The sequence below is a fragment of the Shewanella sp. CAL98-MNA-CIBAN-0140 genome (assembly GCF_040309905.1).
GTDB lineage: Bacteria > Pseudomonadota > Gammaproteobacteria > Enterobacterales > Shewanellaceae > Shewanella > Shewanella psychromarinicola.
This window is the reverse complement of sequence record NZ_JBEOPI010000007.1, coordinates 71,138-94,671: the sequence shown is the minus strand read 5'-3', so window position 1 is coordinate 94,671 and position 23,534 is coordinate 71,138. Positions and strand designations below refer to the sequence as shown.

Here is a 23,534-nt window from a genome sequence, read left to right as displayed (position 1 = left end):
GTTTAGTCAATTAGTTGATTTTTGACAGTTTTTTATTAATGTCATCTGGGCGGTTATTTGACTGTGTTGAGTGTTTAGACAGAAAATTGACGGCGCTAGTTTACATGCGTCAATGTTACTTAAAGGTTAAATTTAATAATGACTTACGCCAGTTAAATACGGTTAACAATCCAGTGTGCTGACACCGTTTTAATATTGGCAGCAACGAGATAACCAATTTATATACATTAAATGACTATAGGATGATTTTAATATAGCTAATTGATATAACTTGATGATGCAGCTAAATGGGTTATTTTTAAGCTAAGGGCTGTTTGATAAGCGTTTATTAACCAGAATTGAGGTCAAATAGGGTATTTAACTTTAGCATTTACTTTAGCAGTGGCTTTATTAGTCGCTTTATTAATGCTCGATATTGTCACTTGAGCTTGTTTTTGAAGTGAACTTGGTGCTGATTTGACATGAATGGCCATTAACTCGACATCCGTCAGTTATGCTATTCCGTTGCTGGTGCCTTTACGGCCCGCTATAGCAAACAGATCCATTATCTGTTGATTTGGCGTAGCCTAAAGCAGTTTTGAAAATGACTCTGAGCTGATAAAATAGTTAATGTGATGGGTAATACAATAACCTTATTGATAATCAAAGGCCTGGAGCCATAGTGATGAATGAGCAGCAATTGTTAGAAGCGATTAATCAAACCATGCCATTTGGTAAATATGCTGGACGTAAATTATTGCATTTACCTGAACCGTATTTGGTCTGGTTTCATTCTAAAGGTTTTCCAGAGGGCAAGCTCGGTGAGCAACTCGCATTAATGTATGAAGTGAAACTCAATGGATTGGAAGAAATGCTACAACCGCTGTTAAAGCGTTGAAGCGGGTAACAAGCGATGACAAGCGATAACAGCCTAGAGGCTAGGGCGGACTGCGTCCTGCTAGATCGCTACGCTGCTAAATAAAGCAGGGAAGAGCGATAACAAGCGTAACAGCCTAGAGGCTAGGGCGGACTGCGTCCTGCTAGATCGCTACGCTGCTAAATAAAGCGGTCAAAGCGTTCGCTCGTTAGCGCCCTTTTTGAGGCCACGCAATGGCGTGCAGTTATCGTTCTAGCTCTAGTTCTACCGCTGTTATAGGATCTAGCCGCGAAGCGTCCTAGCACCTAGGCTTTTAGAATAGGTTTTTTCATGTAAAAGCCGGTAAAGGTTTGACCGCGTTTTTGCTGATAGCTTGTGTGTTGCAAGATAAAGCCCATGGTTTCAAACAAGGGCTTAGATAAGCATGATGCATCAACACTGAGGTTGGAATATTGTTGCTGTATTGCCCAATGCTGTAAGTGACTGTATAAGGCGCTGGCGATGCCTTGGTGTTGGTAGTTGGGGTGCACATATAAGCAGTCTATGTAACCTTGATATTTAAAGTGTGTTTCCACACTAATAAAGCCAATAACGTGCTGGTTATCAAGCGCTAACCATGCTTTATTTCGTTTGTATCTTAGTTGCCAAAATTTAGCGGAACGGGGTGCTGAGGACCATGCATTGAGTTTTAATTTTGGGTATCTTGGATGAATAATACCTTGCACGGCACAATGGTACAATTGACTGATTTGAGTTGCATTTGACGCAGAAAAATCCACGATTTGATAAGGATGAGGAAATGAATTTTGCATAAAAAAGACCAATCGATAAGATTGGTCAATTATGTAAGGTTTTAGCAATAAAACGTACTATTTTTTATTAATATCACCAACAAACATGATTTTATCAAATGTTCTGTTGAGGCTTGAGCTTTTAAAGTCACTCATCCACATTTGCTCTGACACTTCGACCTTGTCACCTTTGCTTACTTCAGTTTGCGGACCTGCTGCCCAGTATGTTTTGTCAGCTTCTTTTAACTGAACATAGGTATAACCACCGCCATTCATGGTGTCGAGAACTTCAGCTTGATGTAAAGCGCCTTGTGCCCATGCTGAAGATACACCTATAGCCAAGGTGGCCGCTGCTGCAAATGCGATTAATTTAGCTTTCATGTATGTATTCCTATTTTTTATCTACAGATGATAATGGATAACGAGATTCGCTCAACTTTATGCTATTTAACCATCTCTGTTCACTGAGGTCTGTGATCTACTACGAATTATTGCGGTCTCCCAGCTGTTAGGCATGCTGGTTTAATCGCGGTGGCTAATATAATGTACATTGGCCAATAGTAGTCCGTTAATGAGGTGTCCATATTGACTGACAAAATCGATAAACGCTTCTGGTAATGTTTGATCCGTTATCGATTGTTGCCAATGTGCCAGCAACAATGCCTCATATCCTTCTTTACCCGCAGCGGTATAAGAACTTGATACCCCGAGATACAGCTTTTTAGGATCAAGGGTTTGCCATTGATCTTGTTTGTAAATTTCGACTTGGGTGATCCGTTGCCCTTTAATTTGCTTACCATCATAGAAGTAACGCAATCCGTAAGGATAAGGAAAACTACCTGCGCCAGTACCCATAATACCATTATTGGTTGCCGAGTTAATTGAAGACTCAAGCGCTTCAATGACATATTTCCCTTGGATTTGGTACAAGGTCAGGGGTAACTCAAAAGGTAAAATCCGTCCTACTACATCCGCTAATGACAATTGGCCTTTATTCAACGACTGTCTAACACCGCCAGCATTATGGAGGGCAAAATCAATATTCGGTTCAATATTTTTTGCGGCTTTATACATGCTTCTACTGACCCAAGGCGCAATTTCACTGCCGTGAGGAAAATGTTTACTGGGCAGGCGAGTATGGACAAAATCGCGCGGGATATGGGTTAGAATTTGATTTTCTATTGCGTCTAATGATGGTCTATATTGGGTGTGAATGACCGAGTGGATCTCTTCATCATGTTGGGCATCTTTAATACAAGGGTGACTAAAAAGTTGTTCAATTAATGCCGCTGAAGTATGACTGTCAGCAACAGTGCCTTGTTTTGTGGTTACGGTAATCTTGTTATCGAGCATAAAGTAATTGTTACCCAACAGTTTGACAACCTTACCTTGTTGGTCAAAACATATTTCAGCTAAACCAACCGTTTCAGCATATTTACCGGCATGTAAAATCGGCGTTGAATTAATTGTTTCGCCATAAGGGATATTACTCAGGCCAATATCACTCAGCTCGCCTTGGAGCGTATGCGAGTGACCACCTACAATCAGGCTTATGCCATCAACTTTTGCGGCCAGTTCCCTATCTTGATCTAAGCCTAAATGGCTCAGGACGATAATGTGATGAATACCTTGTTGGTGCAAGCGTTGTATTGTTCGCTCCGTGGTCTCGATGGCATTGACAAAGTGGGTATCAGGATCCGGTCTGGCAATTAAGCGCATTTGATCAAGAGTGATGCCAATTATCGCTAGCTTGGTATCATAAAACGGCTTAATTAATACTTTGGCCGTTTCAGTTGAGTCATCAAAGTCGTATAGCATTGGATGGCCATAAAGTCGGCCTGTTTTCTGGCGGTCTTCCTGACTTAAATCCATATTACCGGCTAATATCGGAAAATCGATACGATTTAAAAACGCTTGAACAGGGCTGTTACCCGCATCGATTTCATGATTACCTATGACCATAGCATCGGGCTTTAGCAGGTTTAGTAAATGGGCATTGGCTGCACCTTTAAACTCTCTAAAATATAAAGTGCCTTGAAAGCTATCGCCGCCATGTAAAAATAGAAATGGAGTTTGCTGGGCCGCGGCTTGCTGTCTTGCCTGTTCTATTTGATAACCTAAACGCGCATAGCCACCAGAATGGGCTTCTAGTTTATAAGTGTGCTGTTGGGCTGTCAGGCTAAAATGGACTGGACTAGGTTCGAAGTTAGAATGAGTGTCATTAATGTGAGCAATAGATAAACGATAAATATTTGGCATTTTTTCCCTCAATTTAATGTCGGTATATTATACCCATTTCATTAAATATGTAATCACTCAGCGTTTCCCCTAGTCTTTCAATTTAAGCTTGTTGGCGCAAGAGTTGCCATGTAACGCAGAAACAGAATACCTAAGAGTCTTTTATTGATCGTACTTAACTTCAATTCTGGTATAAGTAAGATAAAGTGATATAAATTAGCGTGTTGTCTGGTTTATTAACCTTGCCTTTTGTTTTGCGAGTAAAGGCGATAATAGCGCTGTTGTTGCAAGTCAATGCCACTTCGATCGCGGGACAAAAAGCGATTTGAGAACGGTTTATTATCTTAAGGATTGTCCAGAGATGAGGTTATAGATAATAATGCGACATATTTACACTGTACTATGGTATGGATTGAGGCTAACGCAGGATTGACTATTAGCCCCGTGATCACAACAAGTTTAGTGGGTTAACAATGGTAAAACACCTTTTTTAACAATTAGTTAATCGAATTGCTGTTAACATTGTTAATGATTAAGATAAATTTGAATATACATCATTCAGTTGGTATAAAAAAGGCTATAAATTGAATGTTAATAATTGGTTAGTCTGATTTTATAGCCAATAACGGAGGCTCAATTAACCCATATTATTTTCATCGTATATGACTAAACCTTTACTTTTTATCCGTCGTTGCCAAAGTTTGCGCGCCAATGCTTGCATATTGGGCGTTAAATCCTTTGAGTCAACGATTTCTAAACCAATTAAGGTTTCGATGATATCTTCAATCGTCACAATGCCTTCGCTTGAACCGTATTCATCAACCACCAAGGCGATTTTTGAACTACGATTGATCATTAATTGAAACAGCGGCAATACTCTTACGGAAGAGGGGACGACGAGTAAATTTTTTAAATGCTCTCCAATTTCAGTATCTGGGGCTTGGCGAGACTGAAGTATAATATCATTACGATTGACATAACCAATCACATTGTCACGATCACCTTGATAAATCGGGATCCGGGTAAAAGTACTGGACAAATACTGGTCGATAAATTGCTCATTAGTGATGTGAGTTGGTAATTTAAAAATCACTGTGCGGGGGGTCATGATGTCACTGACGTGCATGTCTTTCATCGACAACATTTGCGTTAACATCTGTGATTCTTGCTCACTTAATTCGCCACTGTCTTTCCCCATTTGGGTCATTGCGCTGAGTTCTTGACGAATGTATTGACCTTTTTCGCCTTTGCCGAAGAGATTGGTGACTTTTTGAGTCATCCAAATTAAAGGCATCGTCATCTTTTCCATCCAATATAAACATAGTGATACCGATGGAGCCAATTTGCGCCAGTAATTAGCCCCTAAGGTTTTAGGAATGATTTCTGAGAAGAATAAAATTAAAAAAGTCAGAACAGCAGAGAATACGCCAAGCATTTCACTACCAAATATGATGGCCGCCTTTGCACCAGCAACAGAAGCCCCCATGGTATGTGAGATGGTATTTATCGTTAAGATAGAGACTAATGGAGAATCAATATTTTGCTTTTGCTTATCGAGGCGTGCAGCAATAAAGGGGTGAGTTTCTTTGAGGGTTTCGATATAACTTGGAGTAACAGATAAGAGGACTGCTTCAAAAATACTGCATAGAAATGAAATGAAAATAGCAAAAAAGACAATCAAAAAAAGAGTTAACATAAATGTAAGTAGAAACTTCCTCGAGGTAGACTAAATAAACTGTATCAATTCTATCATAACATCCGATGCACTCGCTACAGTGGCTAAAACACGACATGAACACGACAATAGCGATACTGAGTAAACATCCGATTCACTCTCTACAGTAACTAAAACACTATACTAGCGATACAGAGTCAACTCGATGGACTCGCGACAGAGGCTAAAACACGACACGAACACGACAATAGCGATATTGAGTAAACTTGATGGACTCGCGACAGTGGCTAAAACACGACATGAACACGACAATAGCGATATTGAGTAAACTCGATGCACTCGCGACAGTGGCTAAAACACGACACGAACACGACAATAGCGATATTGAGTCAACTCGATGGACTCGCGACAGTGGCTAAAACACGACACGAACACGATACTAGATATATTGAGTAAACTCGATGCTCGAGATACTGGCTAAAACGTGATGCTAACTGTATAATTCGCCGCCCTGTTACAGGTTTTGGTGTTTTGAGGTTAGGCAGATGAGTGTAAAAAAAATCAATTTATTAGATTTTAATCGTAAAGGACTACGTGCGTTGTTCAGTGAAATGGGCGAAAAACCGTTTCGTGCCGATCAGTTAATGAAGTGGATTTATCACTTTGGGGTCACTGATTTTGAAGAAATGAACAACATAAACAAAGTTCTACGTGGAAAATTGGCTGCGAAATATGAAATTGTTGCGCCTGAAATTGCTAATTTTCAAGAGTCTGCTGATGGCACCATTAAATTTGCGATCAATGTTGGTCAGGGTCAAGAAGTCGAAACGGTATATATTCCAGAAGAGGACCGCGCGACGTTATGCGTGTCGTCGCAAGTGGGTTGCGCTTTAGAATGTACTTTCTGCTCTACTGGTCAGCAAGGTTTTAACCGTAACTTAACGGTATCGGAGATCGTCGGTCAAGTCTGGAGAGTATCGCAATTTTTAGGTTTCCATAAAGACACCGGCGATAGACCCATTTCTAACGTAGTGATGATGGGTATGGGTGAGCCTTTGCTTAACCTTGCCAATGTGATCCCTGCGATGGATATTATGCTTGATGATTTTGGCTTTAGTTTATCTAAACGTCGCGTGACCTTATCAACCTCTGGTGTGGTACCTGCGCTTGATAAACTCGGTGACGTTATTGATGTGGCATTAGCGGTTAGTATCCACGCCCCTAATGATGAACTGCGCGATGTGTTGGTTCCGGTTAACAAAAAATATCCATTACAAGAATTTTTAGCGGGCATTCGTCGTTATTTAGCAAAGTCTAATGCAAATCGCGGCCGCGTAACGGTTGAATATGTGATGCTTGATCATATTAATGACAGCACAGACCAAGCGCATGAACTTGCAACGTTAATGAAAGATACTCCATGTAAGATTAACTTAATTCCGTTTAACCCGTATCCTGGTTCTCCTTACGGCCGTTCATCTAACTCACGCATAGACCGTTTTTCTAAAGTATTGATAGAACATGGCCTCACCGTTATTGTGCGTAAAACCCGTGGGGATGATATTGATGCTGCTTGTGGCCAGTTAGCGGGTGATATTCGTGATAGAACAAAGCGTTTAGCAAAAAAACAAATGCAACAGAATCAGATTTCAGTCACAATGGAATAACTCGTTGTTTACATAGATAATAGGCTTATAAATGATGCACGGAATGCAAAAGGTTGGTCTGATTACCTTATTGGCTTTGTCTGTCACTGCTTGTGTGACTGAGCGTACCTACAGTGGTACTGATATCCCTGTAGCTGAACGTCAGTTTGATAAGCAGGGGGCCGCTAGAGAGCGTATGCATCTCGGACTTACTTATCTAAATCGTGGTAATAGCGAACAAGCTAAGTATAATTTAAATAAAGCAGTTGAATATGCACCCAATACCAGCGAAGTTCATATGGCAATGGCTTATTATTACCAAACCGTAGGTGATTTAGAGCGAACCGAAGCATCATACGAAAAGGCCATTAGCTTTAGTGATGTCACTGGTGATGCGCGGAATAACTTTGGGGTGTTTTTGTGTCAACAAAATAAATTTGTCGAATCTGAGAAAATGTTTCTTGCTGCGATTGAAACACCTAAATATACCCGCACAGCATCGAGTTATGAAAACTTAGGGGTGTGCAGTCGCAAAGCAGGTGATAAAGAAAAAGCGCGACAGTATTTTAATATGGCGTTAAAGTATGATAAAAGACGGCAAGTAACGTTGTTAGAACTAACCGAGTTAGCCATGGAAGATGCTGACTACGGCAATGCGCGCGAACAACTCGCAAGATACCATCGAGTTGCTAGTGAATCAGCAGAAAGTTTAGCCTTAGGGATTAAGATTGAGCGGGCGGCGAACGATGTAGAGGCCGTAAAACGATTTGGCATTTTATTAATTGCGAAGTTTCCTGCATCTCCACAAGCCAAAAATTATAGAGCTAACTTGAATTAATGACTAATGAATTCGAAGTAGAACAAGACGCAGAAAAGGCGGATTTGTTAAAAGACGTAGTGACAGCCGGCACCATTTTAAAAGCGGCTCGCGAAGCAAAGGGGATCTCGATTGAGACCGTTGCAACCCAATTGCATTTACGTCCCAAGATCATCGATGATCTTGAAAATGATATTTTTATTAATATAGCTTCTATCACTTATGTGAGAGGCTATATTAAGAATTATGCTCGTTTTGTTAGCGCCGACATGGCTGTAATACAGCAATGTTTAAGCCGTCAAGTGCCTGAAATCGTGGCACCGGTAATGCAAAGTTTTTCACGTAAGACGATCCATCAAGCTCGCAATAGTCGGCTTAATTTAGTGACTTACCTTATTGTTGCCATATTAATAGCGATGCTGGTGTTATGGTGGGTTCAAAAATCATCGTTACTGACAAATGTTGATTTATCACAGCCAACCGTTGAAGAAATTGCCGCGGAAAGTAGCATGCTTGATCCGCAGCAAATCATTCGCAGTGAATCTGGACAATCGCAAGCTGAAAACACCACCAGTGAGTCAGATTATGTGACTGAAGGCATCGATAGTTCAACTGATGCAGCTAGCAGGGCTGCGATCGAAGCTGAAGATAATCTTATCCAAACAGCGCAAAACGCGGCGAGCTCAACTCAGGCATTAACTCAACCGAGTACGCCATCGTCAACCATAACAGAGACGAGCGTATCAAGTTCTGAGAGTGTGTTAACGATTGAACTTTCGGGTGACTGTTGGGTTAACGTAACTGATGCCAATGGCAAAGTGATGGTTGATGGTGTGAAAAATGCGGCACAAAGAATAGAAGTCCGTGGTACAAAACCTTTTAAAGTGATCCTGGGTGCGCCTCAAGTAGCCAGTATCAGTCTCGATGGTAATAACGTCAGTTTAGCTGCGTTTTCCGACGGCCGAGTAGCAAGATTAACCCTGCCTAAAGCGTCATAATGCTTTAGCATAGCAATAGAGCATATTCGCATGTATAACGAATCCCCAATTATTCGCAGACCATCTACACGTATATATGTGGGCAATGTGCCTATTGGTGATGGTGCGCCGATTGCTGTGCAATCGATGACGAACACTAATACCAACGATGTTGAAGCAACCGTTGCGCAAATCCGGGCGTTAGAAAAAGTCGGTGCTGATATTGTGCGTATTTCTGTACCGACGATGGACGCAGCTGAAGCCTTTAAAATGATTAAACAGTCAGTGAATGTTCCCTTAGTGGCCGACATTCATTTTGACTATCGTATTGCCCTTAAAGTGGCAGAATACGGTGCAGATTGCTTACGTATTAACCCGGGTAATATTGGTAATGAACAACGTATTCGCAGTGTTGTTGAGTGCGCGCGCGATAACAACATTCCAATCCGTATTGGAGTGAATGGTGGATCGCTTGAAAAAGATTTAATGGACAAATATCGCGAGCCAACGGCTGAAGCCTTATTAGAATCAGCAATGCGTCATGTAGATATTTTAGACCGTTTAAATTTTGATCAATTTAAAGTCAGCGTTAAAGCCTCAGATGTTTTCCTTGCTGTTGCATCATACCGCTTACTGGCGAAACAAATTCGTCAACCCTTGCATTTAGGCATTACCGAAGCTGGCGGCCTGCGCGCAGGCTCAGTCAAATCAGCGGTCGGTTTGGGTCTGTTATTGGCAGAAGGCATCGGTGATACCATACGTATTTCGTTAGCGGCCGATCCCGTTGAAGAAATTAAAGTGGGCTTTGATATTTTAAAGTCTTTACGCATTCGTAGCCGTGGGATTAACTTTATTGCTTGTCCTTCTTGTTCGCGCCAAGAATTTGATGTGATTAGTACCGTCAATGAACTTGAGCGTCGTCTTGAAGACATTACCACTGCAATGGACGTGTCCATTATTGGTTGCGTGGTTAATGGTCCAGGTGAAGCACTGGTGTCAGATATTGGCTTAACTGGCGGCCATGCAAAGAGCGGTTATTATGATGGCGGAGTGCGTCAAAAAGAGCGCTTTGACAATAAAAATATTATCGATGGCTTAGAAGCCAAAATCCGTGCTAAAGCAAGCATGATGGCAAATCGCATCGCGATCACCGACAAAACTGAATAATCATTAATCCTGTGCATGACAACCTAAGTGTTGTCTATGTTGAGGGTATATTTACATTTTATTAGTGCAAGCTAATTCAAGAATTGGGCAAGTTAACAGTGGCAAAGCAAATCCAAGCTATTCGCGGTATGAATGATATTCTGCCAACGCAAAGTCCTTTATGGCAAAAAGTCGAAGCCGTATTGCGCTCATCAGTTAGTGCATTTGGTTATAGCGAAATTCGCACTCCTATTGTTGAAAGTACTGATCTTTTTAAACGCTCTATTGGTGAAGTGACCGATATTGTTGAAAAAGAAATGTACACTTTTGGCGATCGTAACAATGACAGCTTAACCTTACGCCCTGAAGGCACCGCCTCAACCGTTCGCGCGGGTAATGAGCACGGCCTTCTGTATAACCAAGAACAACGTTTATGGTATATGGGACCCATGTTTCGTCATGAGCGTCCACAAAAAGGTCGTTATCGTCAATTTCATCAGTTTGGTGTTGAAGTTTTCGGGATCGGCAGCGCCGATGTTGATGCTGAAGTATTAATGTTATCTGCCCGTTTATGGGACCAGTTAGGCATTAAAGAACATGTTGCGCTGGAGCTTAATACCCTAGGCGATCCCGCTGAGCGTGCTGCTTACCGCGATGCGTTAATTGCTTTTTTAGAGCAACACAAAGACAAATTAGATGAAGATAGCCAACGTCGGATGTATTCAAATCCATTACGTGTGCTAGACAGTAAATCGCAACAAGTGCAGGCTATTTTAAGCGATGCACCAGTATTGATGGAATACCTTGGTGAAGAATCAAAGACACATTTTTCAACTTTGTGTGAACTCTTAGACGCTGTTGGCATCCAATACACCATCAATCCGCGTTTAGTCCGTGGTTTAGATTACTATAACCGTACTGTATTTGAATGGGTTACCACTAGTTTGGGCTCGCAAGGTACGGTATTGGCAGGTGGACGTTACGACGGTTTAGTCGGTCAACTTGGTGGTAAAGATACCCCCGCTGTTGGTTTTGCTATGGGTCTTGAGCGGATTGTACTATTGCTTGAAACGCTCGAGTTAACCAGTGACATTGCCGCTGAAGTGGATGTTTATGTCACAGCAATGGGCGATAACTGCGTAGTAGAAGCCATTAAAGTGGCTCAAGAGTTGCGTCAACATTTACCAAGGCTTAAAGTCATGAGTCATTGCGGTGGCGGTAACGTTAAAAAGCAAATGAAGCGTGCCGATAAAAGCGGTGCTCAGTTTGCGTTAATTATTGGTGAAAATGAATTGGCCAGTAATCAAGTCGCTATTAAGCCATTACGAACTAACAACGAACAACAATTGGTTACGCGTAGTGAACTCGTAACTAAAATTGCAGAACTGATTTAAAAGGGGAAGTGCCAGTGGAAATTTATAGCACAGAAGAACAACAAGTAGATGCTATCAAGCAGTTCTGGAAAGATTATGGTACCTCGATTGTCGTGGGTGCCGTGGTAGGCCTTGGTGGCTTATATGGATGGAATACTTATTCAGACATGCAAGTGACGGCGGCTGAAGAAGCTTCAGAGTCATTTCAGTCTATCGTGACACAGGTGAATAATCCTGCTGCATTATTGGTTCAGGCAGAAAGCTTTGCATCAGAACATGATCAGCAAGGTTATCAAGCGCTACTCGAATTGATAATAGCAAAATCGGCAGTTGAAGCGGGTGATTTGGCTAAAGCAGAAGTTTCATTTACCAAAGTGATTGCGGCGCAACCTGGTGCTGGTTTGGGCATGGTCGCGATGATCCGTTTAGCGCGTATTCAAGCTGAGCAAAATAATGTAGGCATGGCGTTAGCCACGTTAGATCAAGTGACTGATAAAGCATTTGCTTCTCAACGTGAAGAATTAAAAGGTGACTTTTTAGTGCGTCAAGGTGACTTGGATAAAGCCAAATTAGCTTATCAAGCAGCAGTGGATAATGGTGGTGCGTTAACCAGTCCAGCGCTGACCATGAAGTTAGATAATCTAAATAAGGCATAAGGAACTTAGCCGATGAAGTCGTGGTGCAAAAATTTACTTGCCGTTGGGTTAAGTGTTGCTCTTATGTCTGCTTGTTCTTCAAGTGATGTTGAAGAAGAGCCTGTTAGTGAATTAGTTGATATACAAGCAACGGTGTTTCCTGAAATTATTTGGGATACCAGTGTTGGTGATGGCGTCGGCGATTATTATTCGCAACTTCGTCCCAGCGTCCGTTATGGCAAAGTGTTTGTTGCTGATCGCAACGGTATAGTTGTCGCTTTTGACGAAACAAGTGGTGATGAGCTTTGGAAGCAAGACTTTAATGATGTCTTCGAACAGCAGCTTGGAACCAAAACTAAAGGCATTCGTTTAGCTGCGGGTGTTACTGCGGCACGCAGTAAAGTGTTTATTGGTGGCGAAACGGGCTTATTAGTCGCGCTTGATGAGGCAACGGGTGACGTTGTGTGGTCTACGCAAGCTAATGGCGAATTATTATCGGCACCCACAGTGGCAGAAGATGTTGTCGCAGTGAATACCAGTAAAGGCACATTTGAAGCATTTAATGTCGATAACGGCGAAAAGTTATGGAGCTATGAGATGCAACTGCCAAACCTCACTTTACGGGGTACGGGTTCTGCGGTTTATGAAGCGGGCGGTTTCTTTTTAGGTTCTGCAGATGGCAAAATAGCTGTTGTTGTTAAAAGTAATGGTCAAGCAGCGTGGGAACAAACCGTTTTTAGTCCGACCGGTGCCAATGAGTTTACCCGTATGGCCGATATTGATATGACGCCATTAATATTGGGTGAGAATCTGTATGTTGCTAGTTACAATGGTAATTTAGTCTCTATGGAGCTTCGCAATGGTCGCGTAGTTTGGTCGCGTAAATACTCAAGCTTTAATGATTTGGCCGCAGCAGGTATCAGCCTGTTTTTAGTGGACGATCATAGCCGTATTTACTCAGTCGATCGCCGTAATGGTTTAGAGCTATGGAGTAATTCTGAGCTTAAAAATCGTCAGTTAACGGCTCCAGCAGTAATAGATAACTATATTGTTGTCGGTGACTTCGAAGGTTACTTGCATTTTATTGACCGTATTAGCGGTGAGGTTGTTGGCCGCATTGAAGTTGACAGCGATGGCTTATATGGCCAACCTTTAGTGGTGGATGACAAAATTTATGTTCAAGGTCGCAGCGGCAAAGTCGCCATTGTGAGTTTGAACAAACAAGAGCAAAAGAATCTTGAGGAAGATACCGAAACAGATGCGGAATAAGTCCTAGCACTATTGTTGCGTTAATTAAGGTATAATATCCTTACTAGAGCCCCTGGAAGCGTTCCGGGGGCTTTTTATTGAAAAGTTTTTTAGAGGCAAAATCATGATCCCTGTTGTGGCCCTTGTTGGGCGACCGAATGTCGGCAAATCGACATTATTTAACCGTCTTACTCGTACTCGTGATGCGTTAGTCGCTGATTTCCCTGGCTTAACACGTGACCGTAAATACGGCCGTGCATTTTTAGCTGGCTACGAGTTTATCGTTGTTGATACTGGCGGTATTGATGGCACTGAAGAGGGGATCGAAACTAAAATGGCTGAACAGTCATTGGCTGCGATCGAAGAAGCCGATGTTGTATTATTTATGACCGATGCCCGTTCCGGTCTTACCGCTGCTGATTTAGCGATTGCTCAGCATTTACGTAGCCGCGACAAGGTGACCTTTGTTGTTGCCAACAAAGTTGATGGTATTGATGCTGATTCAGCTTGTGGTGAGTTTTGGTCTCTTGGTTTAGGCGAAGTATATCAAATGGCTGCGGCACAAGGCCGTGGTGTCACCAACATGATCGACTATGCGTTAACGCCTTATGCTGAAGCTATGGGTATTGTTCGTGAATTAGACGAAGAAGGCGAACAAGTTGAGCGTGAATATACTGAAGAAGAAGCTGAAGCGGAACAAGAACGCCTACAAAACTTACCGATTAAGCTTGCCATTATTGGTAAGCCTAACGTAGGTAAATCAACGTTGATCAACCGTATTTTAGGTGAAGAGCGTGTCGTAGTTTATGACGAACCCGGAACCACCCGTGACAGTATTTATATTCCAATGTCGCGTGAAGGTAGAGAGTACGTGTTAATTGATACAGCAGGTGTTCGTCGCCGCAGTAAAGTCAATGAAGTTATCGAGAAATTCTCGGTGATTAAAACCTTAAAAGCGGTTGAAGATGCTAACGTAGTATTGTTAGTGATCGATGCGCGTGAAGGGATTGCAGAGCAAGATCTGGGTTTATTAGGCTTTACCTTAAACGCAGGTCGTGCATTGGTTATTGCCATAAACAAGTGGGATGGTATTGATCAAAAAATCAAAGACCGTGTTAAAAGTGAACTTGATCGCCGTTTAGGCTTTATCGATTTTGCGCGTATCCACTTTATTTCGGCGTTACATGGCACCGGTGTTGGCCATTTATATGAGTCAATTGAAGAAGCATACGACAGTGCGACACGTCGTGTGAGTACTTCAATGCTAACTCGCGTTATGCAAATGTCTCAAGATGATCACCAGCCACCATTGGTTAATGGTCGCCGTGTGAAATTGAAATATGCTCACGCTGGCGGTTATAACCCTCCGATTGTTGTTATCCACGGTAACCAAGTTAAGAAGCTACCTGATTCGTATAAGCGTTATATGATGAATTACTTCCGTCGTTCATTAAAAGTTGTCGGTACGCCCATTCAGTTACGTTTCCATGAGGGTGCTAACCCGTTTGAAGGTAAAACGGTGAAATTAACCGTAGGTCAAGAGCGTCGTCGTAAGCGTGCAATGAGCCATATTCGCGATCGTACTAAATAACCCGCGCTAAGGTTAAGTAATCTAGCATGTAGTTAAGTTATTTATTGCTCAAAAAGCCTGACTCGTTCAGGCTTTTTTGTGGGTGTTATCGACATGGTATGGGCTATTTATTGAGCCAGCAGAAATATAATCCATTGTGTCGCAATGTAATACATTAACCATTGGGCTAACCAATATGCAGCAAAAAATTATCGGTTATCATTTGGATAAAGAGCATCATTGGGTGGCAGAATTGGACTGCGGCCATTTTCAACATGTGCGCCATAATCCGCCGTGGACCGTTCGCCTGTGGGTAACAACTGTTGCCGGTCGGCAACAGAAATTGGGTATGGTTCTCAGTTGCAAAAAATGCGATGTCGCGGCACCGCCAGATAGTATCGGCTAAATTAAGTTTGCTTAGCTTAAGACGTTAAATCAGCAGTGGCTCGGCAAAACCATAAATAAGCGGCTATGTAAGCACATATAATACTGTCCATTATCATTGATAACCAAAAGCCATCGACAAAAGATTGATTGGCATTGCTCAATACTAGGCTAATAAAAAACAGCTTTTCAATTAGCGCAATGCAAAACAGTGGTTTTATCCAAGTTGAACGGACCATGGCAATAAAAAAACTGCATCCGAGCATTAATACCATAGCCCTCCAATGCTGAATAAATATCGTATCGTCGACCACATAGATTAGTTGGTTCATATTTTCGACGGCCCATAGGGGGAACACAGTATAAAGTCTACCTAATGAGGTTCCTGTACTTGCAGAAATAGGCCACAAGCAGGAATATGGCCACTTGTCGGCTTTGATTAAAAATGTATGTCGGGTGTGACTCACTTCAAGGTTATTTTAGCGCCATAATGTCATGTTTTAGATTATTGTTCGATTAATGTTCGATTACTGTTCGATTAATGCTATTCATAAGTAATTGTTAAGATTCGGGCGTGATAATGGCGCCATCATCGCAATCCTATCGAGGTTTTTTATGCAAACACAAACAACTTATCCACTGCTACACCGTTTACTCCATTGGGGACTTGCCTTGACCATGATGGTCATGTTGTTAACCATATTATTGAGGCTTGGCTGGATGGAGAAAAACCACATGGCCGCCATTATTCATCAAGGCCTAGCCAAAATAGATCTTATTATTACGGATAGCCAATCGGTGAGCATTGCTAAAAGTATTCGCGGAGTGATGTTCCAATGGCATATTTACTTTGGTTATGCAGTGGGCGTATTTTTGCTGGCTCGTTTTGTTTATATGGCTAAATTTGGTCTGCACTATCCATCACCTTTCTCGCGCCAAGCGACCACAAAACAAAAGTTTCAAGCGTGGGTGTATTGGGGGTTTTATGCGGGTGTTGCGCTATCTGTGATACTCGGTCTGTTGCTCAAGTTTGGCCCTGAAGCGATAGAAGATCAGGTTGAAACAATTCACAAGCTAGCACTTTGGTATTTCGTCCCTTTTATTGGTTTACATTTAGCGGGGATTTTAGTGGCTGAGTCGGGAAACGATAAAGGCCTAGTGTCTAAAATGATTGGTGGCTAGTGTTAGTGCCTGTTGATCGTTAAAGATTAATGTTGCAGTAGTTTGTAGTGATGTTATCAAGGCGGAGTTTATGACGTATGGCTGTTCTCCATCAATAAGCATAACCTAATAGAAAGAAGCCACAAAAGCTGCCCATAAGATATGTTGCCATTGCTTAAGTAAATCTTAAGATTGGTAGCTTATGTTGTGGGCAATCTGTTCATTAGGTGAAAATATGATGTCAATTGGGTTATTTTCTCATTTTCGTAAAATCAAGTTTATAGCGTTAAGTTTAGCTGTAGGGTTAGGTGTTAACACCCAAACTCAAGCGGCTCCCTCATTAGAACACAATGTATTGAATCAACAAGGCGCAAGCGTTAGTTTGCAAGAGTTTGCTGGCAAAGTGGTTTATGTCGATTTTTGGGCATCATGGTGTGGCCCATGCCGTAAATCATTTCCTTGGATGAATGCAATGCAGGCTAAATATCAACAGCAAGGTTTAGAGGTGGTAGCGATTAATCTTGATGTTGATAGCGCATTAGCTCATGAGTTTTTGAGTAAGCTGCCGGCACAATTTAATCTTCGTTTTGATCCAGAGGGTGATGTTGCGCACGCCTTTGAATTACAAGGTATGCCAAGTAGCTTTTTGTTTAATCGCAAAGGTGAATTAGTGCAAAGCCACGTGGGATTTTATCAACAAAATATTCCCGCATATGAACAAGAAATCCAAATGTTGTTACAGGAGTAATCATATGACAAAACCGTGGTGTCAACAATTAGCCAAGACAGTTGCTGTTATCGCTGTCGTGAGTAGCCTGGTAGGGTGTTCGAGCCTAGGTGTACAACCTTGGGAGAAAGATCAATTAGCCCGTGCAGACATGGCCTTAAACAGCGAAAAGCTCGATCTCGCGTTAGATGATCATATTTATTTTAGTAAAGAAGGCACCAGTGGTGGTCGTTCATTAGCGGGCGGAGGTTGTGGATGCAACTAACATCTAAGCAAAGTATTGCCAGTGCATTGGCGTTAGCAAGTTGTAGTTTATTGAGCCAACAGGTCAGCGCTGCAGATTCGGCAGAGTCTGGTGCTGTGAATGATGATTGGAAAGTCGACGCCGCCATTATGTATTATGGTGAGCAAGATAGAGTTCAAGCTGCTGAAGCGATTGGTAATGTGCAAAAAGCGTTTGGTGACAGTTCGCTATTGGACATGAAAATTGTGGTCGACAGTTTGACCGGCGCATCTGCCTCAGGTGCGGTTGCACAAAGCGAAAGCCAAACCTTTACTCGTCCTTCTGGTGACGGCCAATATAACGTTGCCACAGGTGATACACCGCTTGATGATACTTTTCATGATACTCGTGTTCAGCTGAGTGCGAATTGGCAAGAAGTGATTAATCAAGATTGGACCGGTAATATAGGCGTTTATGGCTCCAAAGAGTTCGATTACCTATCGATGGGTATTAACGGTGGCCTTGAGCGTAGCTTTAATAAAAATAACACCACGTTGTCGTTATCGGGTGCATTTACTAATGATGTGGTTGATCCTGTCGGTGGACGCCCTGTGGCAATGTCTGAAATGGTGTTTCGTGGTGATTATGGCAACGATGCCGATTATCAAGCTGCCTTTGATCAAACTCGTTTAGCGGGCGATGATACCAAACAAACTAGCGATATCATGTTTGGCGTGACACAGATTATTAATCGTAATTGGTTGATGCAGGCTAACTACGGTTTATCCAGTGTGTCAGGTTACATGACTGACCCGTATAAAATTCTCAGTGAAGTCGATATCAACGGTAAAACCCAAGCTTACCGCTACGAGAATCGTCCTGACTCACGTCTTAAGCACAGTGTGTTTTTACTCACTAAAGGTGCCTTGGATTCTGGTGTAGTCGATTTTTCATATCGTTATAGTACGGATGATTGGGATATTCAGTCACAGACTTTAGAAACTCATTATCGATACTATTTTAGTCCAAGCATGTACGGGCAATTGCATTTGCGTTATTACCAGCAGCAAGCGGCTGAGTTTTATCAACCCTTTTTGATGAGCGGCGATGCCATACCTGAGTATGCCAGTGCTGATTATCGTATTAGTGATATGACGGCTTATACTATTGGGCTTAAGTTTGGTCAGCGTTTATCGGGTAGCCATGAATTGAGTTATCGTCTTGAGTATTACCAGCAAAATCCTGAAAATAATGGCACAGAGATACCTGGTCAGTTGCAAAATTACGATTTATTCCCTGCGGTAAAAGCAATCATAGCCCAAGTGAGTTATTCGTTTTAAGATGAGAGTATCATCAATAAACAGAGTGATTTAACTTGCTTAAACCACTAACTAAAGTGTCAAAAGCCCCAACAGTGATGAGCTTACAGCCTCGTCCTTGGGGCTTTTTAGGTTCATTTAACGCCATGGCAAGTCCGTGTGAGTTGTTAATGGCGGTTAATGACGAGCACATTGCTAGGCAAATGCTAAATCTTGCTTATGATGAGGCAAAGCGTATCGAACATAAATTTAGTCGTTTTATTGAGGGTAATGTGGTGTGGCAGTTAAACCATGCTCAAGGTGAAACGACACCGATTGATGCCGAAACGCTTCATTTACTAACGTTCGCCCAGCAATGTTTTCAATTAAGTGAGGCGGCGTTTGATATTAGTGCTTGCCCATTAATGGCATTATGGCGCTTTGACGGCAGCCATCGTGTGCCTAGCCAAACTGATATCGATGATGCCTTGCAACATGTCGGTTTTGCTCATATTGAATTGACTGACACGACGGTTTTTATGCCTGCAGGTATGAGTGTCGACTTTGGCGGTATTGGCAAAGAATATGCGGTCGATCGCACCGCGCAATTATTGGCTCTACGTTGGCCAAAAACGTCGGTGCTAGTCAATTTTGGTGGTGATATTGCTTGCCCTATTAGCAAGGATGATGGCTGGCAAGTGGGCATTGAAAATCCGCAGAAGCTTGATAACGCTGCAGCATTATTAACCATTCGCCAAGGTGCATTAGCCACCAGTGGCCATACCCGTCGCTATATTGAGGTTGCTGGTAAGCGTTATGGACATATTATTAATCCTAACAATGGTTACCCGGTTGAACAGGCGCCATTATCTGTCACAGTGCTGGCGCCCAATTGTGTCATGGCGGGAATGTTAGCCACGATGTCGATGTTAAAAGGACCTGATGCTGAGGACTTTTTACAGCAACAAGGTGTCGATTTTAAGGTGTTTCGGTAAATAATAAGGATAATCAATGCGGGTATTGTTAGTTGAGGATAATAAGCTTTTAGCGCAAGGCTTAATGATGGGCCTTGCCAAAGAGGGTATTCAAGTCGATCATTTACCGTCCTATAAGCAGGCGCAGGTAGCGTTAGAGAATGAAGATTTTAGTGCGATTATTTTGGATCTTGGTTTGCCCGATGGCAATGGTGCTGATTTATTAAAACAGTGGCGTAGAAACGGTATCTCATTACCGATTATTGTGTTGACCGCCAACACGGATTTTGACACACGCTTGATGTGTTTAGACATTGGCGCTGATGATTATTTAAGTAAGCCCTTTGATGTAAGGGAATTAATTGCCAGGCTCAAAGCGATCATTCGTCGTCAGCATGGTTTAGATCATAACCAATTCAGTTATGGGGCGTTAGCGATTGATTTTACCCGCTGTGACGTGCATTTTCGTGATCAATTAATTTCATTGTCTCGGCGTGAATATCAACTCTTGTTAGAGTTTGCTCAGTCAGCTGGGAGAGTGTTAACTCGCAGTCAACTCGAACAATTAACGTATGGCTGGGATGAGGTGGGCAGCAACTCGATTGAAGTCCATATTCATCATCTACGTAAAAAAATGGCCACTGAATTGATTAAAACCGTGCGCGGTATTGGTTACATTTTAATGGAAATTGTATAATTTACACGTTAAGCTAAACCATTAAAAATAATAAGATTATGTCAATATCATAAGGATGTTATGTTTTCGCTGCGACTATTATCAAGCTTGCTTATGTTGGTAGGTATTATATTAACCGTCACATTTTCGAGTCTATTAAGCACGCGAGATTCTATCTATGAAGTGGAAGAATTATTTGACGCGCAAATGGTTCAAACAGCCAAAATGCTGGAACAGTTTTATGTGGATCAGCTGACCGAAGAGCAACTGGCACAATTGATCTCAGTGCCAACCTTGTTTCATGTCGATGATTCCAATATCGAAACCTTTGCAGATCAAACTAACCCTGAAACATTATCCTATGAACATAAGCTCTCATTTCAATTACTGTCTGCAACGGGGGCGTTGCTTGCTTATTCTGATAGTTCAGGTAAACAGCTACTGACAGACTTTACCCCAGGTTATGCCATCAAAATTATTCAAGGCGATAAATGGCATGTTTACAGTCTGTTCTCTAAACCTAATCAAGTATGGATAGTTACAGCGCAACGGGATGATGTTCGCCAAGAGTTAGTATCATTAATCATCAGTAACACTTGGCGATCGCCATTAATCATTACCCCCATCATAATGTTTTTTATGTTGCTGCTAACCTATTATTTATTTAAACCGGTTAAGTTATTAGAGCGCCATTTAGATAATCGTGCGGTTCAAGATCTCACCCCCATTGATATCAAATTACCGAAGGAATTAATTTCAACGCAATATGCATTAAACAGCTACTTATTACGCATTGCTGACACCATGATCCGTGAACGCCGTTTTAGCGCAGATGCGGCCCACGAATTAAAAACCCCTTTGGCGATTATTAAATTGCACAGTGATGGATTACGTGATGTGTTAACGGGGGCCGATGATGCAGTGCAACAAGAAGCTTTGCCTTATATTCAGGCCATGAGTGAAGGTATTAATCGTGTAAGCCATACCGTGGAGCAACTGTTGCTGTTGTCGCGTGTTGATGCCATTGAGGCGTTAAATATAACCGATTGTAAGCTGCAAAATATTATGGAGAACGTGATTAATCAGCTATTACACGTGATTGCTGATTACGAATGGCATATCGTTATTCCCCCAGAGATGACCATTAATGCCGATCAATTTTACCTCGAATTGGTACTGAAAAACATTATCGAAAACGCCTGCAAATACAGCCCTCTAGAATCATTAATTACCATTAAGGTTTCTGAAGATGATCAGCAGACGATGATTTGTGTGATGGATCAAGGTTGCGGTATGTCTGATGAAGAAATCAACTTAGCAAAAAACCGATTTTATCGTGTTGATGAAAATGCCTCACAAGGAGCCGGTTTAGGCTTGTCTATTTGCCAGCACATTATCAGCTTGCATCATGGTGAGCTAACCTTTAATCGGGTAGAGCCTCATGGACTAAAGGTGTGCATTGTATTACCTCACGCTCAGGTTTAGCTTGTATCTCCTCTGCCGCACTGATTTTTAATCAAAAAAAACAACATGAGAGGGGGATACTACTCATGCTGTTTTTTCGCGAGTGTGTTATTGAGCTACTGTCTTTCTCTTGAGTGTTTACTGTCCCTTGATTGGCTTGCATGGCGTGATGATGAATTATCTCGTTGCTGACTCTTCGAGCGTGAAGCGTGTTGAGGCGCCGATCTCGTTGTTGAGCGAACTTGCTGGTTTTGCGGTTCGCTTCTGCGTGTTTGTTTAGCTTGCTTTTGCTGATGGCGCATGGCGTTAACTTGTGGCTGACGCGCTTTTTCAACTCGGGTATTACGTTGAGCTTGTTGTAATGCTTGAGTGCGTGGTTTATTTGTCACATTAGCCACGGGTTTCGCATTATATTTACGAGCTGTTTGAGTCACGTCGCGTTGACGGCTGTAGTGGGATTTTGTTGGCTCTCCTTTGCGATCAAACGATTTACCCTGTGCCGTCGAGCGCTGCTGACTTAACTCGCGCTTTAGCTGAGTACTTCTGTGTTCAAGTGGCTCATTACGGTTAACGCCTCTTACCGCTGAGTTATGGCTGCGCTTGTCCTGTTTGCTGTTATGGTTTTCCTGTTTACGCTGATCGTTAACCTTGGTTGAGTAATGACGAGGCTCATTGGCTCGCTGACGTTTAGGCTCATGAGAATAACTTACTTTCTGGTTACGTTTTTCATAATGGCCATTGTAACGTTTGCTGATCACTTGGCTGCGATAGGCGACGCCTTTGCGATGCTTAGGCTTATGTTGCCAATGCTGTGCACCATGGCTGTAGGTTATTTTACGTGGCGTGTAGTAACGATAGTGTGGACGTACTGGCACCGCAATCACGCGGCGGTCATGCCAATGAAAGCCACTAAAAAAGAAGTTAAAACTAATCCGCACTCCGCTGTCCCAAAAAATGGCACTGTGGTTAGGGCGATAATTCACATATGCAGGCGCATGCCAATAAACGGGTGGGTAACGGTTCCAGCGCCAGTTGCCGTAAACAATACGGCTATCGTAATAAGGCACATACACAATTTCTGGGCGAGCCGATTCAATAATGATCCGGCGCTCAACCCGCGAGACTTTCACTTGCTCAAGGTCAGCCAAGTTATTGGCTTCATCAGCTTGCTGTCTTAGGGATTGAATGGTGTCTAACATGCGGCCTTCATCTTGTAAAAAGGCATCGCCAATGTTTTGTGTCCAAGCTAAATCATCATTTAAACGTTGTAATACATTTGGAAATGCCACCAAGGCTTTGACGCTTGGGTCCCAGTCTTGCGACTCTACGTCGGTCATGATTTGGTTAGTGTCGCGATCACCTTGGTTTGATGACCAACGCTTAGCTTGCACTATTTCTAACGGATAGGTTGACGCAATTAAGATGTGGGTTAATAAGCTGTCTGGATATAGCGCAATGGGCGCGAGCATTTGAGCCAACTCTGCATCACTGACCACACCCTCTTCGGCGGGGTAAGTGTATGTATTGGTTGGCTGCGCCGCTTGCACACTCGTTAATGGCATAAAGACCAACACTAAGGCAAGTAGCGCCTGAGCGGGTGCGTGAATGGCTTTTTTCATGTTATCTCCAGTGTCATTAATGACTGTTAACTCGAT

General features: G+C 42.4%; 23 protein-coding genes. 17 read left to right on the top strand and 6 right to left on the bottom strand.

Going from position 1 to position 23,534, the window contains the following annotated elements:
* Positions 1 to 664 precede the first annotated feature (664 nt).
* Positions 665 to 877, top strand: a complete 213-nt coding sequence (locus AAEY93_RS05540) for a DUF3820 family protein (RefSeq protein WP_101032407.1) — start codon at positions 665 to 667, stop codon at positions 875 to 877.
* Between the two features lie 284 nt (positions 878 to 1,161).
* Here the strand turns inward: AAEY93_RS05540 and AAEY93_RS05535 are convergent, their stop codons facing one another.
* The 4 genes from AAEY93_RS05535 to AAEY93_RS05520 form a co-directional block, all read right to left on the bottom strand.
* The gene (locus AAEY93_RS05535) at positions 1,162 to 1,668 is read right to left on the bottom strand and encodes a GNAT family N-acetyltransferase (RefSeq protein WP_124011994.1); all 507 of its coding nucleotides are present in this window, start codon (positions 1,666 to 1,668) and stop codon (positions 1,162 to 1,164) included.
* Positions 1,669 to 1,725: 57 nt separating this feature from the next.
* Positions 1,726 to 2,028 (bottom strand): NrfJ, encoded by a 303-nt coding sequence (locus AAEY93_RS05530; protein WP_101032405.1) that lies wholly within the window; start codon positions 2,026 to 2,028, stop codon positions 1,726 to 1,728.
* Positions 2,029 to 2,169: 141 nt separating this feature from the next.
* The gene (locus tag AAEY93_RS05525) at positions 2,170 to 3,906 is read right to left on the bottom strand and encodes a bifunctional metallophosphatase/5'-nucleotidase (protein WP_351075350.1); all 1,737 of its coding nucleotides are present in this window, start codon (positions 3,904 to 3,906) and stop codon (positions 2,170 to 2,172) included.
* Between the two features lie 616 nt (positions 3,907 to 4,522).
* A complete protein-coding gene (locus AAEY93_RS05520) occupies positions 4,523 to 5,581 on the bottom strand; it encodes a hemolysin family protein (protein WP_124011992.1) in 1,059 nt (352 codons plus the stop codon).
* A 524-nt stretch (positions 5,582 to 6,105) separates the two neighbouring features.
* Here AAEY93_RS05520 and rlmN point away from each other — a divergent pair.
* From rlmN to AAEY93_RS05475, 9 genes are all read left to right on the top strand, one after another.
* Entirely contained in the window at positions 6,106 to 7,227 is a 1,122-nt protein-coding gene (rlmN, locus tag AAEY93_RS05515; protein WP_351075348.1) for a dual-specificity RNA methyltransferase RlmN, read from the top strand.
* A 31-nt stretch (positions 7,228 to 7,258) separates the two neighbouring features.
* Positions 7,259 to 8,044, top strand: a complete 786-nt coding sequence (gene pilW / locus AAEY93_RS05510) for a type IV pilus biogenesis/stability protein PilW (protein WP_101032401.1) — start codon at positions 7,259 to 7,261, stop codon at positions 8,042 to 8,044.
* The gene (locus AAEY93_RS05505; RefSeq protein ID WP_124011990.1) at positions 8,044 to 9,021 is read left to right on the top strand and encodes a RodZ domain-containing protein; all 978 of its coding nucleotides are present in this window, start codon (positions 8,044 to 8,046) and stop codon (positions 9,019 to 9,021) included. The genes pilW and AAEY93_RS05505 overlap by 1 nt, the downstream gene beginning before the upstream one ends.
* Positions 9,022 to 9,051: 30 nt before the next feature.
* Positions 9,052 to 10,167, top strand: a complete 1,116-nt coding sequence (gene ispG / locus AAEY93_RS05500) for a flavodoxin-dependent (E)-4-hydroxy-3-methylbut-2-enyl-diphosphate synthase (protein ID WP_101032399.1) — start codon at positions 9,052 to 9,054, stop codon at positions 10,165 to 10,167.
* Between the two features lie 98 nt (positions 10,168 to 10,265).
* On the top strand, positions 10,266 to 11,540 hold the full coding sequence (gene hisS / locus AAEY93_RS05495) for a histidine--tRNA ligase (protein WP_101032398.1): 1,275 nt from the start codon (positions 10,266 to 10,268) through the stop codon (positions 11,538 to 11,540).
* Between the two features lie 14 nt (positions 11,541 to 11,554).
* The gene (locus AAEY93_RS05490) at positions 11,555 to 12,175 is read left to right on the top strand and encodes a tetratricopeptide repeat protein (RefSeq protein ID WP_101032397.1); all 621 of its coding nucleotides are present in this window, start codon (positions 11,555 to 11,557) and stop codon (positions 12,173 to 12,175) included.
* A 12-nt stretch (positions 12,176 to 12,187) separates the two neighbouring features.
* Complete coding sequence (bamB, locus tag AAEY93_RS05485; protein ID WP_124011989.1) at positions 12,188 to 13,423, top strand: outer membrane protein assembly factor BamB; 1,236 nt, start codon at positions 12,188 to 12,190, stop codon at positions 13,421 to 13,423.
* 103 nt (positions 13,424 to 13,526) lie between these two features.
* On the top strand, positions 13,527 to 14,993 hold the full coding sequence (der, locus tag AAEY93_RS05480) for a ribosome biogenesis GTPase Der (RefSeq protein ID WP_101032395.1): 1,467 nt from the start codon (positions 13,527 to 13,529) through the stop codon (positions 14,991 to 14,993).
* Between the two features lie 175 nt (positions 14,994 to 15,168).
* Positions 15,169 to 15,378: a DUF3565 domain-containing protein gene (locus AAEY93_RS05475; RefSeq protein ID WP_351075343.1), complete on the top strand. Its 210-nt coding sequence runs from the start codon at positions 15,169 to 15,171 to the stop codon at positions 15,376 to 15,378.
* 16 nt (positions 15,379 to 15,394) lie between these two features.
* On the opposite strand, the gene AAEY93_RS05470 is transcribed toward AAEY93_RS05475, so the two are convergent.
* Positions 15,395 to 15,688, bottom strand: coding sequence for a hypothetical protein (locus AAEY93_RS05470; RefSeq protein ID WP_351075341.1), 294 nt, complete (start codon positions 15,686 to 15,688; stop codon positions 15,395 to 15,397).
* Positions 15,689 to 15,971: 283 nt separating this feature from the next.
* Between AAEY93_RS05470 and AAEY93_RS05465 the strand changes: the two genes are divergently transcribed.
* The 7 genes from AAEY93_RS05465 (at position 15,972) to AAEY93_RS05435 (ending at position 21,900) form a co-directional block, all read left to right on the top strand.
* Positions 15,972 to 16,538: a cytochrome b/b6 domain-containing protein gene (locus tag AAEY93_RS05465; RefSeq protein ID WP_351075339.1), complete on the top strand. Its 567-nt coding sequence runs from the start codon at positions 15,972 to 15,974 to the stop codon at positions 16,536 to 16,538.
* A gap of 214 nt (positions 16,539 to 16,752) precedes the next feature.
* On the top strand, positions 16,753 to 17,265 hold the full coding sequence (locus AAEY93_RS05460) for a TlpA disulfide reductase family protein (protein ID WP_232772063.1): 513 nt from the start codon (positions 16,753 to 16,755) through the stop codon (positions 17,263 to 17,265).
* Positions 17,266 to 17,269: 4 nt separating this feature from the next.
* Positions 17,270 to 17,509 (top strand): DUF4266 domain-containing protein, encoded by a 240-nt coding sequence (locus tag AAEY93_RS05455; protein ID WP_164839513.1) that lies wholly within the window; start codon positions 17,270 to 17,272, stop codon positions 17,507 to 17,509.
* Positions 17,500 to 18,807, top strand: a complete 1,308-nt coding sequence (locus AAEY93_RS05450) for a DUF3570 domain-containing protein (protein ID WP_351075336.1) — start codon at positions 17,500 to 17,502, stop codon at positions 18,805 to 18,807. Before AAEY93_RS05455 ends, AAEY93_RS05450 begins: the two co-directional genes overlap by 10 nt.
* Before the next feature lie 77 nt (positions 18,808 to 18,884).
* Positions 18,885 to 19,760: an FAD:protein FMN transferase gene (locus AAEY93_RS05445; RefSeq protein WP_351075387.1), complete on the top strand. Its 876-nt coding sequence runs from the start codon at positions 18,885 to 18,887 to the stop codon at positions 19,758 to 19,760.
* A 16-nt stretch (positions 19,761 to 19,776) separates the two neighbouring features.
* On the top strand, positions 19,777 to 20,436 hold the full coding sequence (locus AAEY93_RS05440) for a response regulator (RefSeq protein WP_101032389.1): 660 nt from the start codon (positions 19,777 to 19,779) through the stop codon (positions 20,434 to 20,436).
* A gap of 60 nt (positions 20,437 to 20,496) precedes the next feature.
* Positions 20,497 to 21,900 (top strand): sensor histidine kinase, encoded by a 1,404-nt coding sequence (locus tag AAEY93_RS05435; RefSeq protein ID WP_351075333.1) that lies wholly within the window; start codon positions 20,497 to 20,499, stop codon positions 21,898 to 21,900.
* A gap of 95 nt (positions 21,901 to 21,995) precedes the next feature.
* Here the strand turns inward: AAEY93_RS05435 and AAEY93_RS05430 are convergent, their stop codons facing one another.
* Positions 21,996 to 23,498, bottom strand: coding sequence for a DUF3300 domain-containing protein (locus tag AAEY93_RS05430; protein WP_351075331.1), 1,503 nt, complete (start codon positions 23,496 to 23,498; stop codon positions 21,996 to 21,998).
* Between the last annotated feature and the right edge of the window lie 36 nt (positions 23,499 to 23,534).

Coding starts and splice junctions, on each gene's coding strand:
- AAEY93_RS05540 (WP_101032407.1), top strand. CDS start 665: ATGAATGAGCAGCAATTGTTAGAAGCGATTAATCAAACCATGCCATTT.
- AAEY93_RS05535 (WP_124011994.1), bottom strand. CDS start 1,668: ATGCAAAATTCATTTCCTCATCCTTATCAAATCGTGGATTTTTCTGCG.
- AAEY93_RS05530 (WP_101032405.1), bottom strand. CDS start 2,028: ATGAAAGCTAAATTAATCGCATTTGCAGCAGCGGCCACCTTGGCTATA.
- AAEY93_RS05525 (WP_351075350.1), bottom strand. CDS start 3,906: ATGCCAAATATTTATCGTTTATCTATTGCTCACATTAATGACACTCAT.
- AAEY93_RS05520 (WP_124011992.1), bottom strand. CDS start 5,581: ATGTTAACTCTTTTTTTGATTGTCTTTTTTGCTATTTTCATTTCATTT.
- rlmN (WP_351075348.1), top strand. CDS start 6,106: ATGAGTGTAAAAAAAATCAATTTATTAGATTTTAATCGTAAAGGACTA.
- pilW (WP_101032401.1), top strand. CDS start 7,259: ATGATGCACGGAATGCAAAAGGTTGGTCTGATTACCTTATTGGCTTTG.
- AAEY93_RS05505 (WP_124011990.1), top strand. CDS start 8,044: ATGACTAATGAATTCGAAGTAGAACAAGACGCAGAAAAGGCGGATTTG.
- ispG (WP_101032399.1), top strand. CDS start 9,052: ATGTATAACGAATCCCCAATTATTCGCAGACCATCTACACGTATATAT.
- bamB (WP_124011989.1), top strand. CDS start 12,188: ATGAAGTCGTGGTGCAAAAATTTACTTGCCGTTGGGTTAAGTGTTGCT.
- der (WP_101032395.1), top strand. CDS start 13,527: ATGATCCCTGTTGTGGCCCTTGTTGGGCGACCGAATGTCGGCAAATCG.
- AAEY93_RS05475 (WP_351075343.1), top strand. CDS start 15,169: ATGCAGCAAAAAATTATCGGTTATCATTTGGATAAAGAGCATCATTGG.
- AAEY93_RS05470 (WP_351075341.1), bottom strand. CDS start 15,688: ATGAACCAACTAATCTATGTGGTCGACGATACGATATTTATTCAGCAT.
- AAEY93_RS05465 (WP_351075339.1), top strand. CDS start 15,972: ATGCAAACACAAACAACTTATCCACTGCTACACCGTTTACTCCATTGG.
- AAEY93_RS05460 (WP_232772063.1), top strand. CDS start 16,753: ATGATGTCAATTGGGTTATTTTCTCATTTTCGTAAAATCAAGTTTATA.
- AAEY93_RS05455 (WP_164839513.1), top strand. CDS start 17,270: ATGACAAAACCGTGGTGTCAACAATTAGCCAAGACAGTTGCTGTTATC.
- AAEY93_RS05450 (WP_351075336.1), top strand. CDS start 17,500: ATGCAACTAACATCTAAGCAAAGTATTGCCAGTGCATTGGCGTTAGCA.
- AAEY93_RS05445 (WP_351075387.1), top strand. CDS start 18,885: ATGAGCTTACAGCCTCGTCCTTGGGGCTTTTTAGGTTCATTTAACGCC.
- AAEY93_RS05440 (WP_101032389.1), top strand. CDS start 19,777: ATGCGGGTATTGTTAGTTGAGGATAATAAGCTTTTAGCGCAAGGCTTA.
- AAEY93_RS05435 (WP_351075333.1), top strand. CDS start 20,497: ATGTTTTCGCTGCGACTATTATCAAGCTTGCTTATGTTGGTAGGTATT.
- AAEY93_RS05430 (WP_351075331.1), bottom strand. CDS start 23,498: ATGAAAAAAGCCATTCACGCACCCGCTCAGGCGCTACTTGCCTTAGTG.